This is a genomic window from Halomonas sp. McD50-4 (assembly GCF_022348135.1).
GTDB lineage: Bacteria > Pseudomonadota > Gammaproteobacteria > Pseudomonadales > Halomonadaceae > Vreelandella > Vreelandella piezotolerans.
In genome coordinates this window covers 1-14,863 of record NZ_JAKRFG010000015.1, presented here as the reverse complement: position 1 = coordinate 14,863, position 14,863 = coordinate 1, and the positions used below count along the sequence as shown (strand labels likewise).

Annotated in this window: 13 protein-coding genes; all 13 read left to right on the top strand. The window is 40.5% G+C overall.

The genetic code is table 11. From position 1 onward, the window contains the following. Positions 1 to 414 precede the first annotated feature (414 nt). The 13 genes from MHM85_RS15750 (at position 415) to MHM85_RS15690 (ending at position 14,715) form a co-directional block, all read left to right on the top strand. On the top strand, positions 415 to 1,839 hold the full coding sequence (locus tag MHM85_RS15750) for an MBL fold metallo-hydrolase (protein WP_239286443.1): 1,425 nt from the start codon (positions 415 to 417) through the stop codon (positions 1,837 to 1,839). Between the two features lie 63 nt (positions 1,840 to 1,902). Further along, positions 1,903 to 2,253, top strand: coding sequence for a four helix bundle protein (locus tag MHM85_RS15745; protein ID WP_239286444.1), 351 nt, complete (start codon positions 1,903 to 1,905; stop codon positions 2,251 to 2,253). A 61-nt stretch (positions 2,254 to 2,314) separates the two neighbouring features. Continuing rightward, positions 2,315 to 2,983 (top strand): ABC transporter ATP-binding protein, encoded by a 669-nt coding sequence (locus MHM85_RS15740; protein ID WP_239286445.1) that lies wholly within the window; start codon positions 2,315 to 2,317, stop codon positions 2,981 to 2,983. A 41-nt stretch (positions 2,984 to 3,024) separates the two neighbouring features. After that, positions 3,025 to 4,494 carry a hypothetical protein gene (locus MHM85_RS15735; RefSeq protein WP_239286446.1) on the top strand — a complete coding sequence of 490 codons (1,470 nt, stop codon included), beginning with the start codon at positions 3,025 to 3,027 and terminating at the stop codon, positions 4,492 to 4,494. A 34-nt stretch (positions 4,495 to 4,528) separates the two neighbouring features. Next, entirely contained in the window at positions 4,529 to 5,524 is a 996-nt protein-coding gene (locus tag MHM85_RS15730) for a hypothetical protein (protein WP_239286447.1), read from the top strand. 64 nt (positions 5,525 to 5,588) lie between these two features. Then, positions 5,589 to 8,228 carry a glycosyltransferase family A protein gene (locus MHM85_RS15725; protein ID WP_239286448.1) on the top strand — a complete coding sequence of 880 codons (2,640 nt, stop codon included), beginning with the start codon at positions 5,589 to 5,591 and terminating at the stop codon, positions 8,226 to 8,228. A 26-nt stretch (positions 8,229 to 8,254) separates the two neighbouring features. Continuing rightward, a complete protein-coding gene (gene tviB / locus MHM85_RS15720; RefSeq protein ID WP_239286449.1) occupies positions 8,255 to 9,532 on the top strand; it encodes a Vi polysaccharide biosynthesis UDP-N-acetylglucosamine C-6 dehydrogenase TviB in 1,278 nt (425 codons plus the stop codon). Positions 9,533 to 9,546: 14 nt separating this feature from the next. Next, positions 9,547 to 10,500 (top strand): Gfo/Idh/MocA family oxidoreductase, encoded by a 954-nt coding sequence (locus MHM85_RS15715; RefSeq protein ID WP_235253700.1) that lies wholly within the window; start codon positions 9,547 to 9,549, stop codon positions 10,498 to 10,500. 1 nt (position 10,501) lies between these two features. After that, positions 10,502 to 11,083: an acyltransferase gene (gene wbpD, locus MHM85_RS15710; protein WP_235253702.1), complete on the top strand. Its 582-nt coding sequence runs from the start codon at positions 10,502 to 10,504 to the stop codon at positions 11,081 to 11,083. Between the two features lie 2 nt (positions 11,084 to 11,085). Then, positions 11,086 to 12,171, top strand: a complete 1,086-nt coding sequence (locus MHM85_RS15705) for a DegT/DnrJ/EryC1/StrS family aminotransferase (protein WP_268825209.1) — start codon at positions 11,086 to 11,088, stop codon at positions 12,169 to 12,171. An 11-nt stretch (positions 12,172 to 12,182) separates the two neighbouring features. Further along, positions 12,183 to 13,280: a class I SAM-dependent methyltransferase gene (locus tag MHM85_RS15700; RefSeq protein ID WP_239286450.1), complete on the top strand. Its 1,098-nt coding sequence runs from the start codon at positions 12,183 to 12,185 to the stop codon at positions 13,278 to 13,280. Between the two features lie 15 nt (positions 13,281 to 13,295). Then, a complete protein-coding gene (locus MHM85_RS15695) occupies positions 13,296 to 14,471 on the top strand; it encodes a hypothetical protein (protein WP_239286451.1) in 1,176 nt (391 codons plus the stop codon). A gap of 1 nt (position 14,472) precedes the next feature. Further along, on the top strand, positions 14,473 to 14,715 hold the full coding sequence (locus MHM85_RS15690; protein ID WP_239286452.1) for a hypothetical protein: 243 nt from the start codon (positions 14,473 to 14,475) through the stop codon (positions 14,713 to 14,715). The last annotated feature ends 148 nt before the right edge of the window (positions 14,716 to 14,863 follow it).

The window sequence follows — 14,863 nt, the reverse complement described above, 5'->3', positions numbered from 1 at the left end:
ATGTTGGTGAGTGGTGAGTTGTTAATGGTGAGTAGTGAGTAGTGAGTGGTAAGTGGTGAAGGGAGCCTCCACCCCGTAGCGCGGCGTAACTAAAGAGCGAGAGCAACGAGCGAAAGAGGCACCCGCAGCGGCGGCCCGGCGCGAAGGCGGCACCAGCCGCCCCGATTGAGCCACCGTGATTAATCAAACCTCGTTGGCATAATCGGCACCCCTAACGCGGTACGCATCGCTTACACCACGCTACGAATACATAGCACACATAGAAGCGCGGCAGGAACCCCGTAGCGCGGCGTAACGAAAGAGCGAGAGCAACGAGCGATAGAGGCACCCGCGAAGGGCGGCGCTAGCCGCTCCGATCACGCCACCAAACGCCAAAATGCCATACCGCTAAGAGAAAGCACGAAAAGGAATTCAATGCTCAATATCACTTACCACGGCGGGGCCACAGGCGTCACGGGAAGCTGCCACCAGCTCACCCTCGATAGCGAACACTCACTGCTCATCGACTGCGGGCTATTCCAAGGCGAAGACGCAACAGAAGACGCATTCGATCAGCTACAAATCGATTTCGATATCAGCACCGTCAAAGCGCTGATCATCACCCATGTACACATTGATCACGTAGGCCGCTTGCCTTACCTACTGGCGGCCGGGTTCAAAGGGCCGATCATCTGCTCCATTCCCTCGGCCAAACTGCTGCCCCTGGTGATTGAAGACGCCCTAAAAATCGGCTTCACCCGCAACGCCCAACTCATAGAGCGTTTCCAGCAACAGCTAGAAAGTCAAATCGTCAGCGTGCCCTACGGCAAATGGCACACCGTGGTCGGAAAATCCGAAGAAGGCAGCATCACCACACGGGTAAAGCTCAAGCGGGCAGGGCACATTCTGGGTTCCAGCTACGTAGAAGTCGCCTACCAACACTCCAATTCTGAAAAGGAACGGGTCATCTTCAGCGGAGATTTGGGCGCGCCCTGCACACCGCTACTCCCCGCACCTAAATCCCCCTACGGCTGCGAACAGCTAGTGCTAGAAAGCACCTACGGCGACCGAAACCACCCCGACCGCCGCCAGCGCCGCGCCACTTTAAAACATGCCATCGAGCAAGCACTCACTAACGGTGGCACGGTCATGGTGCCCGCCTTCAGCATAGGCCGCACCCAAGAGCTACTCTACGAGCTGGAAGGCATCATTTATGAAGCCGAGCGCAACGCCAAACGCGGCTTACCCAAAAGCCAGTGGCAAGCGCTAGAAATCATTGTCGATTCACCGCTCGCCGCCCGATTTACCCAGGTATACCGCCAGCTAAAACCCTACTGGGACAAAGAAGCACAGCGCCGCCTACGCAGCGGCCGCCACCCGCTCAACTTCGATAACCTCTACACCGTAGAAAGTCACGACGCCCACGAGCAAACGGTAACGTATTTAGCCAACACAGGCCGCCCCGCCGTAGTGATCGCCGCCAGCGGCATGTGCGCAGGTGGGCGCATCATGAACTACCTAAAAGCCATGTTAGGCGATGAACGCCACCAAGTACTGTTCGTAGGCTACCAAGGCGCAGGCACCCCAGGTCGCGCCATACAGCAGTACGGCCCCCAAGGCGGTTGGGTAGACATAGACGGCCAGCGAATTGATATCAAAGCAGGCGTCACCTCCATCAGCGGCTACTCCGCCCACGCCGACCAAAAAGGCCTGCTCAACTTCGTCAAACGCATGCGCCGCTGGCCCCATATCATCCATTTAGTACACGGCGAACAAACCGCGCGCAGCGCGCTCAAACGTGAGCTGGAAGCGATGTACGCCCGAAAAGGAAGGGGAGTGAGAGTGGTGAATGGTGGATAGTGAGTAGTGAGTGGTGAGTGGTGAGTGGTGAATAGTGAGTGATGAATGGTTTGGGGAGGTGGGATGAGGAAGCATCAGGAGTTGAGGGTTTGGCAGCAGACGATGGACCTTGTCGAACATATATACACACTCACCAAAACCTTCCCAGATGATGAAAAATACGGCCTCACCAGCCAAATGCGTAGATGTGCTGTCTCAGTGCCGAGCAATATTGCAGAAGGGGCGGCAAGAGGAAGCACCCAAGAATTCATCCGCTTTTTGTATATATCTCAAGGTTCTTTAAGCGAACTGGAGACCCAAGTGCTTATTGCCCAACGTCTCAAATATTTACAAGATATATCAGCCACCATAGCATCCATTACCCAAGCATCTGCCCAGCTAGGTGGACTCATCAAACATTTAAAGAATCGGTGAAATCGATGTCGCCCACGAACGTCCCATTCACCATTCACTTCTCACATTTCTCCAACCCAAAATGATCGAAATCAAGAACCTCTACAAGCGCTACCACAACCACCACGGTAGCGACTGGGTGCTCAAAGACATCAACCTCACCATACCCACCGGGGTGAGTGTAGGCCTGATTGGCCGTAACGGTGCCGGTAAATCAACACTGCTGCGCCTTATTGCAGGAATGGATACACCAGAGCGTGGCGAGGTAATACGCCACAGCCGAGTCTCATGGCCAGTAGGTTTGGTCGGTGGTATGCAGAACAACATGACAGGCCGCCAAAACGTCAAATTTGTAGCGCGAACACAAGGCTGTGGCCCCGAAGAAGTAAAACGGGTAATAGCGTTTGTGCAAGATTTTGCAGAGATCGGTGAAGCGTTCAATGAACCAGTACGTACGTATTCATCAGGTATGCGTTCAAGGCTCTCGTTTGGACTCTCACTAGCGTTTGATTTCGATGTTTATATCTCAGATGAAGCTACGGCAGTAGGGGATAGAGCGTTTAAAGCAAAAGCGCAAAACCTATTTAAATCAAAGGTTGGGCAATCGTCGCTCATTATTGTTTCTCACGCTGAAGGAATTCTTAAAGAATTGTGTCAAGTGGGCGTTTATATCAAGGAAGGTCAAGCGCTGTGGTTTGATGATATAAACGATGCAATTGAATTATATCATAACGACGTTGATGCAAAATAAAGAAATTGTTAATTAATATATTTAATAGAATGGAGTTAAAATTGAAAAGAATAGCTATTGTTGCACATCCCTCCTTAGATAGCCTGGAAGTAGAAAAGTGGCTTAATGAAAATGGAATGTCTACGCCGCTTCCATCAAGGCGTGAGGGGCTGACTATCGATCAGGTGCAAAACTCGCTCTTAAAGAACTTAAATGCAGTAAGTATTGATAAAGCACAGGTAGAAGGAGAGCTTAGTCAAATCAAGCCAAGTAATGTATGGCAAGGCTTAGCGCTCGATTTTCTTTTAGGAAATATTGAGCAATCTTCAACATGGGGTTGGAGTGCGAGTAATACATTGCAGCTTCTCGAAATGTGGGCTGAAATAGATGACCAAACATATTTTCTTTTTTTGTATCAATCGCCACAGTCTGTATTAGATTTTAACTCACGAAATGAAAATCACCTAAGCCATGAAGAAAAATTAAATAATTGGTCTGTTTACTATGATGAGGTTTTAAAATTCTATAACAAACACACTGAGCGCAGTTGTCTTATTGATCGTGACGCATTTATGTTGCTCAAAGAAAACAGCGAAGTGAAGAATAAGATCCTCGGTTTTTGTAGTTTATCTTACATAGCTAAAAATGAAAAAAACGCGGTATACGAAAGCGTTAGCTCTGTTTCAGATTTAGAAGGCTATGCGAAGCAAAGTGAAAGCTTAAAATCTTCTGGTGTTGTATCATATTTAGGCGACAAGATTTTATCTAATCATCCTGCCCAGTCAATTTACGAAGAATTAATAGTGAATTCACTAGTGTTTAAGTCTGACATGGGGGAGATTAGTGCTGAGCAGGCATGGGATTCACTTGGTGAAGAGTTGAATAGGCTGTTTGATAAAATCAAAATGCTGGAAAAAGAAAGCCAAGACGCATTAATAGGAAAAGAAAAATATGCTGATAAGTTTTCGCAAGTTGCCAGAGAGAACGAACAGCTTAAACAGCGCCTAGAAAATAGCAGCAGCTCTGTTAGTAACCAAAGTGGGTTTGACAAGAATTCTTGCAATACACAAGGCTATAAAGATGTATTAGAAGAAAATACATTGTTGAAGATTCAGCTTGAGTTGATTCAAAATGCAATTGCAGATCCCAATGTTGGAGCTCCTTCAGAAACAAATGAAAATAACACTCAGCAGTTAATGTACGGTGCCGGAGATAGAGTCAAACGGCAGCTTACGTACAGGCTCGGCTCAGTAGTAGTGAAGTCTAATAGTTTATCCGATTTTATCTTTTTGCCATTTAGACTCAAAAAAGAGCATAAAAATTACAAGAAAGATATAGCTAACCGTGGTAAACAGAAGCTGCCGCCCATTGGCACCTATGCAGATGCTCACAAAGCTGAACAAGTTAAGCAGCATTTGTCATATAAACTAGGCACTATTATTATGAATAACGGAAGCACACCTTTTGGAATATTAAAAATTCCATTTTTAATGTATGGGGAAGCAAAAAAATTTAAAGCTAGAAAACCCTGATTTTGTTACTTAATCAAATTGCAAAGAGATTAGCATGCTGCAAAAAAACATAAATATAGATAGTAGTGCTGTGTGTTTGAGCCTTTTGCATGAAATATTTCCCCCTGGGACTGTCTACATAGTAGGTGCAGGTTCTGGCAATAGTAAGTTTATACATTGGGCACATGCAAAATCATTAACTGATGTGGTTCTTATTGAAGGGGTGGAAAAAAAATATCAGCAACTTAAAGGCCAGTGGTGTTCAAGAGTTCAGGGGTGGCAATTTGAGAATATAGTGGTTAGTAATGGGTTTGCTGATAATATTTTTTATAATCTAAGCCTAACATCTGAGTCTGGACTTATTCCAGCTAGTTTGCTCTGTCATATTTGGCCTAAAATTACGACGTTAAGTAGTAAAGAATGTAACTTCCTTCCACTTCAAGATGTTTACGCTCTTGGTGATCAAGAAAAAAAATCTTGGTTAATACTTGACTATTTTATATCAGTCAAGCTGTTGAATGCAGATGCATTAAGAAATGTAAATGTATTAGTAATCAGGGTGCCGTGTTGTGAAGGTCTACCAGAAGAAATGAATGTAAATGTGGTTGTTTCTGCAATTACAGATTTCGGATTTAAAATAGCAGCAAAAGAACCAAATAGAGATAATAAAAATGAATATTGGGTATGTGTCAGAGACGTGAATAATGCCTTTGTTACTCTTGCAGAGGAATGTAGGCAAGCAGAAACAGATCTGATTAAAGTTAAAGATGAGTGCCAAATTTTAAAAAACAAAACTAAAGCTTTAGAAGCAAAAGTGTTAGAGCTTGAAAAAGTTGAGACTCATCTGAAAAGCTTGATTGATACTGAAAGAAAAAATAAGCAGAAAGAAAGAATCGAAAGAGAAGAACTGTTTATCTTTAAGGTAAATGATTTAGAAGAGAGAGTTTGTAGTCTTCTTCAAGAGCAAAAAAACTTCATAAAGCAAACAACAAATGCTCTTGGTCAACATATAACTAAATCTTTACCTAGAGATAATGGGTCTAGAGAATAGTTTTAGTATATAGTGAATAATCAGATTTAAAAGTTTAAATTTATCGAAAAGGATGTTAAGAGCTATGCAAGTTTCTAAAATTAGTTCAATTGAACAGAAATTAAAAGAAGGATCTTATGCAGCAGCTTATAAGGAATGCGTTAAAATACTTGAGAAACAGCATGGTAATGCTATTGCATTGACTATGGCAATTCGTGCAATAAAGAAATTACAAGATGCCAGCCAGCTCGATAGCCTACAGGATATAACCCAAAGCTTCATAGCAGATCGAGCGTTAAAAAAACTAGATACTATGTCAGTTTGGCCTGTAATTAGTTTGGCTAATAAGTATTCAATGCGTCAAAAGTATAGTTCGCAAAATAAATTTTTGGACTATTTGAATAAAAACAAGTTTCAAAAAAATAAAAAAGTGAAGTTGCTCATGCTGACTTGTGTATGGCAACGATATGATCTAACTGAATTGTTCTACAGCTATTATAGTGATCTAAAAAAAGAAATATCAAATGATATTGATCTAGATGTTATTGTAGTTGGTTCTGAAGGCGAGCTATCCAAAAACCTGTGTGAATCATATGGTTTTAATTATGTTGAGCACCCTAATCAGCCATTAAGTGGCAAGTGGCAAGCTGGTATTGAAGAAACAAAGCAATATGATTTTGATGCTTTAGTCATAATGGGATCTGATGACTTTGTTAGTAAAGATGTCTTTTATACGTATAAAACAGCAGTTGAGAGAAATACTCTGTTCTTTGGATTTCAAGATTTATATTTATATGATGTAAAGTCAGAAACTGCAGGGTATTGGAAAGGTTATGGTTCAGCATCTGGAGGTTTAGCCCAGCCAGAAAGGGTAGGCGAAACAATAGGCCTGGGCAGACTTTTGCTCAGGCCGCTAATACAGTTTTTAGATTACAATATATGGAAAGGCTTGCAAGCGAACAAGAGCTTAGACGGGCTAATGAAAAGGAGAATTGTAAAGGAAACTGGTATGTCGCCAGTGACATGGGATGACAAACTTCAACTTATTGTGAATAATGATGAATTCAATTTTGGATTAGTGGCAGCTAAATTTAAAGACCACGGGTCATTAGGGCTTGATGTAAAACATAGTCAAAATGTAACAGCATTCGAGAAATATAATGTTTCAAATGAAAGTTACGATGTTTTAAAACCTGAATTTTTTAAATCCTTTAAAATGTACGATAAATTGCAACTGCTAAATCAAAAGGGCCTCACGAATAAGAGCAAAATAAAGGTAGCTATAGGTATACCATCATTTAATAGAAAAGAGATGTTAAATGATCTCTTACGAGATATTTTCTCAAATGCAGAAAATGATAATATTGAAGCTTTTGTATTTGTCTATGATGACGCTAGTACTATACCAGTTGAATTGGAATCTGATCTGCTTAAATATGAAAAATTTGTCGAGATTTATCGAGCTGAAAATAATGGAGGTAAAAAATTATATTGGAGAACCGTTAACTTCATACTAGATAAAATTTCTAAAAAGAATGCTGATTATTATTACTATTTGCCAGATGATGTCAAACTAGAGAAAGGCTTCTTTAAGAAATCCTTGCATTACTGGAATGCTATTGATGATGATAAAAAGATTTCTTTAAATCTTTTAGAGGATGGCCGCGAGCAGTGTTGGACTGGTTATCAAAGGGAAATAGTTAAGTTTAAAGGTACTCGTGTGTTTAAAAGTCAATGGCTAGATATGGCCATTGTATTTGATTCAACCTTGTTGAGGTATCGACTAAAAGAAATCCCACTAAGCACTTGGGATAACAAACCTCTACAATCCTCAGGAGTAGGGGCGCAATTATCTAAGCGCTTCAAATCCTCTGGCTTTAATATGTACCAAGTTATAAGGTCTTTGGTTTTGCATGGCGAGCATCAAAGCCAAATGAATTACGAGGAAAGACTTGCAAACCCTCTCCTATCTACTAAGAAATGGGAAAGCCACTATTCTTACAAATATGCATTTAAAAAATATAATAGTAAAAAAATAGTAGCAGGTGTTGCAGTTATAAAAAGTAGAATGGAGAGTTTGGAGCAAACGGTCGAAAGCATAATAAATCAAGTAGATAAATTGTACGTATATCAAAATGGATTTTATGAGCCCGCTGAATTTTTAGATGATCCGAAAATTGAACTAATTAGTTCTGTTGAAACGGGTATTGATCGAGGTGATGCTGGCAAATTTTATATGCTTGGGCATGACAAAAACTGCTTATATTTCTCAATTGATGATGACCTCTATTACCCTCCTGATTACGTTGCCAGAACTTTGAGTTATTTGTCTACTCTAGAGCAACCTGCCATAGTCTCGTATCACGGACGTGTTTTAGATAGTGATGCAAGTTGTTATTACACTAACATTGCTCAAAACTATAAATGCCTGGAAGAGGTCAAGCATCTAGAAAGAGTAGAGTTTGCTGGCACAGGAGTTATGGCTTTTGATACAGAATTTGTCAAAGTTGGTTATGATGCATTTGAAAGCGAAAATATGGCGGACATATGGATGGGAGTTTATGCATTAAATAATAAAATTCCCCTGTTTGTACTTCCTCATCCAAGGAACTGGATTGATCATAATGAGATAGATTTTAGTGAGACAATATTTGTGAGATATAAAAGCAATACCGAGCGTACAAATGCGGTCTTGCGTGAACGTTTTTGGAATTTGGAAAATTAAATCTTAGCTTATCATTTAGGTGTACTATGAGAGATACTAGCGCTACTAATATTGCTGTAATTGGGCTCGGCTACGTTGGCCTCCCTTTAGCTGTTGAATTTGGTAAAAAACAAAAAGTCATAGGCTTTGACATCAATAGAAAGCGTGTTGACGAATTAAAGAAAGGTCATGACTTCACACTTGAGGTCTCAGAGACTGATCTCGCAACCGCAACAAACCTAGTATACAGCTATGATGTAAAAGACATAGAAGACTGTAATGTATACATCGTCACTGTCCCAACACCCATTGACGAAAATAATGCGCCGGATTTAAACCCTCTGCGCAAGGCCTCGGCTATGTTAGCTACTGTTATAAAAACAGGTGACATAGTGATTTATGAGTCTACAGTTTATCCTGGTGCCACAGAAGAAGTATGCATACCCGTTATCGAAAAGGGTTCGGGGTTAAAATTTAATCAGGATTTTTATGCGGGTTACAGTCCTGAACGAATTAACCCAGGCGATAAAATTAATACGCTGACAAAAATTAGAAAAATCACTTCTGGCTCGACACCCGAGATAGCTAAGTTTGTAGATGATCTTTATGCATCAATCATTACTGCTGGTACCCATTGCGCTAGCTCTATTAAGGTCGCTGAAGCTGCTAAGGTAATTGAAAATACGCAGCGAGATTTGAATATCGCCATAATCAACGAATTTGCTAAAATCTTTAACATTCTTGGAATTGATAGTCAGGAAGTGTTAGAGGCAGCAGGTACTAAATGGAACTTCCTACCTTTCAAACCTGGTTTGGTCGGTGGGCACTGTATAAGTGTTGATCCTTATTATCTCACTTACAAAGCTAAAGAAGTTGGTTATCAGCCAGAGGTGATCCTTGCTGGCAGACGTATCAATGATGGAATGGGGCAATACACGGCTACACAGTTAGTCAAAGCAGTTAGCCGTAAGAAAATTCATATTGATGAAGCTCGCGTTTTAGTACTAGGTTTTACGTTTAAAGGTGATTGCCCAGACGTCCGTAATACTAAGATCATTGATATGATCAAAGAGCTTGAGAGCTTCAATATGCACGTTGATGTCTATGATCCGTGGGCTGAGCCAGAAGAAGTAGAAGCTGAATATGGTATTAAGCTAGAAAGCGATTTGCTTGAAGGTGCCTACGATGCTGTGGTTTTGGCTGTAGATCACTCTGATTTTAAAGAATGGGGAGCTGAAAAAATTCGCTCCTTTGGTAAAGAAAAACATGTTCTATATGATGTGAAGCATGTTTTATCTAAAAATGAATCAGATCTACGTTTGTAAGAAGGAGATAATTGATGAAGAATTTTGGATTAATTGGAGCTTCCGGTTATATTGCTCCTCGTCATATGAAAGCTATCAAAGAGCTTGGCCATAACTTGAGTGTTGGCTACGATATCAATGATTCTGTTGGTATCATTGATAGTATTTCACCTGATAGTGAGTTCTTTACTGAGTTTGAGCGCTTCCAAGAACATGCTTATACTTTGAAACGTGATCCGAAAACTGCACTTGATTATGTTTCTATTTGCTCCCCTAATTATTTACACCATGCCCACATTGCTGCCGCTTTAAGAATGGGGTGTGATGTTATTTGTGAGAAGCCATTGGTGCCTTCTCCTGATCTATTAGACGAGTTAGCACTTGTTGAGAAAGAGACAGGTAAACGTGTCTTCAATATTCTTCAATTGCGCCACCATGAGTCTATTATTAAATTAAAAGAAAAAGTAGCAAGTGAAAACCGCGAAGATAAGTATCTCGTAGATCTCACTTATATTACATCCCGTGGTAAATGGTACATGGAAAGCTGGAAGGGCGATCCACGAAAATCCTTCGGTGTTGCAACTAATATTGGTGTGCATTTCTTTGATATGTTGCATTTCGTTTTTGGCAAGCTTGAGAAAAACGTACTGCATTATGCCAATGAATATAAGGCTTCGGGCTATTTAGAGTATGAGAAGGCAAGGGTGCCTTGGTTTCTCTCTATTGATTCCAATGACTTGCCCTCTGAGGTGCAAGGAAAGCAAACTACATTTAGAAATATTAGTTGTGAAGGTGAGCAAATAGAGTTTTCTGCTGGTTTTACTGATTTACATACCATCAGTTATCAGGAAATTCTTGCGGGTCGTGGTTATGGAATTGAAGATGCTCGCCATTGCGTAGAAACCGTAAATCAAATACGAACTGCAAAGTTTGAAGAGCCTGCAGAAGGTGAAGGGCATCCATTCCTTAGTAAACTGATCAAGGAATAATATGAGCTATCAAGTTCATGAATCTGCCATTGTTGATGACGGTGCCCAAATTGGTGACGGATCAAGAGTATGGCACTTTGTGCATGTATGTTCTGGTGCAAAAATTGGTCAACAAGTATCACTAGGGCAAAATGTGTTTGTTGGTAACAAAGTTACCATTGGTGATAAGTGTAAGATACAGAATAATGTATCGGTATACGATAACGTTCACCTTGAGGAGGGAGTGTTCTGCGGTCCCAGCATGGTGTTTACTAACGTTTATAATCCGCGCTCATTGATTGAGCGTAAGGATGAGTATAGAGATACATTGGTTAAGAAGGGGGCTACTCTTGGAGCGAATTGTACAATTGTTTGTGGAGTAACAATTGGGCAATATGCTTTTATTGGAGCCGGCGCGGTTATAAATAAGGATGTGCCCGATTATGCACTCATGGTGGGGGTTCCCGCACGCCAGATTGGTTGGATGAGTGAATACGGAGAGCAGTTAGATTTGCCTTTAAATGGTCATGCTGAAGTTAAGTGCCAATATACAGGACATGTCTATCAGCTTAGTGACAGTAAATTATCGAAGGTGGATGTTTAATCATGCAATTTATTGATTTAGCTGCTCAGCAGGCCATCATTAAAGATAAAATTGATTCCAATATCCAAAAAGTTCTGTCACACGGTAATTATATACTTGGTCCGGAAGTAATTGAGCTAGAAGAAAAATTAGCGAAGTTTACTGGAGCAAAATATTGTATTACCTGTGCTAACGGTACGGATGCTCTCCAAATTGCCCAAATGGCCCTTGGGATAGGCCCAGGTGATGAGGTGATCACTCCAGGGTTTACCTATATTGCTACTGCCGAAACAGTAGCTCTACTAGGGGCCAAACCTGTTTATGTTGATATTGATCGTGATACCTATAATTTAGATGTAAAAAAGCTGGAAGAAGCTATTACACCTAAAACAAAAGCAATCATACCTGTTTCATTGTTCGGTCAATGTGCAGATTTTGATGAGATAAATCTTATTGCATCAAAATATAATATCCCTGTTATTGAAGATGCTGCACAAAGCTTTGGCGCTACCTATAAAGGTACTAGGTCGTGTAACTTAAGCACCATAGCATGTACCAGCTTTTTTCCAAGCAAGCCATTAGGTTGCTATGGAGATGGCGGAGCAATTTTTACAAATGATGAAGAGCTGGCAACAGTTATGCGTCAGATTGCTCGCCATGGGCAGGATAAGCGCTATCATCATATAAGAGTGGGTGTTAATAGCAGGCTGGATACTTTGCAAGCGGCTATTTTGTTGCCTAAATTAGAAATTTTCGATGAAGAGTTAAAGCAGCGCGACCAAGCCGCTAAATTATACTCTTCATTACTTTCTGAGAATGGTATCAATACTATTCCATGCGTGCGTGATGAGAATTCATCAGCATGGGCTCAGTACACTATTCGTGTAGATAATAGAGATTCTGTCCAGAAACTATTGCAAGAAAAAAATATCCCAACTGCTGTTCATTATCCGATCCCCTTAAATTTACAGCCTGCTGTGCAGAATTTGGAGGCTCACCTCCCTGTAGGTAATGAGGTGGCCAAAAAAGTAATGAGCTTGCCTATGCATCCTTATTTAAGTAAAGATGAGGTGGAATCAGTTGTGGGTGCATTGTTAGTTTCACTATAAGGTGTTTGGTCATGGATAATAAGAATATATGTGATGGTGCTAATGACCGAATTTCTTGTTTAGAGAAACTTGCTAAAGAATATGCCTCTGATGAGGCATACTTTAAAGAAGAACTAGTGTATGGAGAGCTTCTTAGATTACAGGCTAAGCCGATTTCTTACCTAATTGCGAAGGCGCAGTCATTAAGAAATCAAAACAAAATCCAGAGAGCAATTGAGCTGTTGGAGAATTCTGTATCTTTAGGAGTGTTTAATAGTAAACTCTTTCATGTCCTAGCTGCTTTCTATAGGGATGTGAAAAGTTTTGAAATAGCAGAAAATTATATTTGGCATATCATTAGTATTGATACTGTTTATTCCCAAGAACTAGGGTTTTCGGTTTTTGCTTCTGATATTCTTAGAAAACAAGGTTATATCAATACTGCTTATAGTATGTTGCGCCATGCAATAGTCATAAGTGAATCTTTAAATAAAAAAGTTCCGCTTACCGCTTCTGCCATGTTAGTAGAACTTGAGCATCAAGCGAACAACGGATACAGCTATGAGGTATCTCATAGGTTTTATGATGCTGTTTATGAGCATTCCGAAAAATATGCTTCAGCATCTGCTGATTCTATTTATGTTCCTGTATGGGATAAAATTTGTGAGCTCTTTAAAACTTATGAATTTCAATCCATCGTAGATGTGGGTTGTGGGCCAGGGCAGTTTGCAGAATATATAATTAAACATATACCCGCAGTGGATTATTTTGGTTTTGACTATAGCAAAATCTCTATACAGAAAGCTTCTGAAAGAGTACCCAATGCTAAGTTTTTAGTTGGAAATGCTTTCGACTCTGAGATTGTTCAGGAAAATAAAAATGACGTTTTTCTGCTTTTAGAAGTACTTGAGCATATTGAGCAGGATATTGAGCTGCTAAGCAGTTTTCCTACTGGTTCTAGTATCATTTTCTCTGTTCCAAATTTCGATTCATTTGGTCATGTTCGTTTTTACCTTGATGTTGAGGATGTAAAGAATCGATTTGGCGATCTCTTTACAGATCTAGCCGTAGAGAAGGTTGTTTTAAAAGGTTATTCTTCTATTTTTCTTGCTCATGGTGTTAAAGCCTAGTTTGAAGGTTTTTAAATGATTGATAATTTTCGCTTGGCTCATCAGTGTGATAAAGCTTTACGTGATGATCAGTTCTCTCTTTGCTATGATCTAATTGCTCGTGGCCTGAGGAGTAATCCAGGTGATGCGCTTTTGATTGTTGTTCTCGCAAAACTTATTTTGAAGAACCCTAAGTTTTCATTCGATTTTGATTTTCTTGTTTTGTGTGTCGCAAACTTTATGCGTATACACAGTGCTATGAATAAGAAAACTGCGCATGTATGGCATGCCATCAGTATCATCAATTCTCATGTGATGCGATTTTCAGATCACCAGTCATTGAAAGATGACAAGTTGTTTTTTTCAAATTTTCGATTACCAAAAAGAAAAAACAAAAAAATTGTAATTTTAACATGTGTATGGAAAAGACACGATTTAACACGCCTTTTTTTGAATTACTACCAAGAATTGTTTTCTACGCTAGATGATCAGGTGTCTGTTCAGATAGTAGCCGTTGGCTCTGAAAAGTCGGTTTCACGAAGCATTTGTGAAGCTGGTGGGGCTATTTATATTGAGCACCCTAATGACCCCTTATCTCAAAAATGGCAAGCGGGTTTAGATTACTGTAAAGCTCTGGATTTCGATGCTTTAATTGTCCTTGGTTCAGATGACTTTATTTGCTCTGCTACGTTTCAGCATTACTGCTCTCTCATTGATAAAGGCGTACTCTTTGCAGGGTTTCAAGACTGTTATTTGCACGATTATTATCATAAGAAAACCATCTATTGGAAAGGGTACGGTTACTCTGGTGAATCTCAATCTCAACCACATCGTTTAGGCGAAACGATAGGTTTAGGTAGATTTTTACATCGTGCACTTTTGGAGTATATGGAGTTTGATCTTTGGGGTGGGGTTTCTGCAAATAAGTCTTTAGATAGTATTATGATGAATAAGGTGAAGTCTAAGACTGGCTTTCTTCCACTAAAATATTGTCATTTGACGTCAAGTGAAGCTGGTCATAATGGTTTTACTTTTGGTTTAATTTCTTCATCCCTAAAAGATCTTGGGTTATTTGGCGTTGATGTCAAAGTAAGTGATAATATCACTTCTTTTGAAAAATATTGTTCATCCAATAATGTCTACGAGGATGTTTCTAACCAAATGCTGAATAGTTCCTCTATGCGATTCTTAGAAAAATATGGGGTTTGCTAATATGTCTGATACTCCGTTGGATGATGAGTCTTATCGTAAGCAGCTATTAGAGCTCTCGGAGCAGCACGCGAAAGAAAGGTCTGAGTTGGCAGAAAAAATTTCTCGCCTGCAACAAGAAAATTTTCGCCTCAAAAATTTGCTCGGGCTTCCTGCTTCCGATGATGTTGGGGGTGATGAACACCATGCGGATAAGACTGTAAGCCTTGAAAAAAAGCTTGGTCTGGATTTTTCGCTGCGTGAATAACTTCTTACGCTTTGTAATTAACCCGCCTTATTCACGAGGGCGCTGATTGAGCGGTCTGAAGGTACTGGCTGTTGGCATTGCTTATCAGGATTCGCATCTTCAGCGCGAGTGGCTGTTGAGTAATGCCAGAACGCAGCCCTTTTCCTAC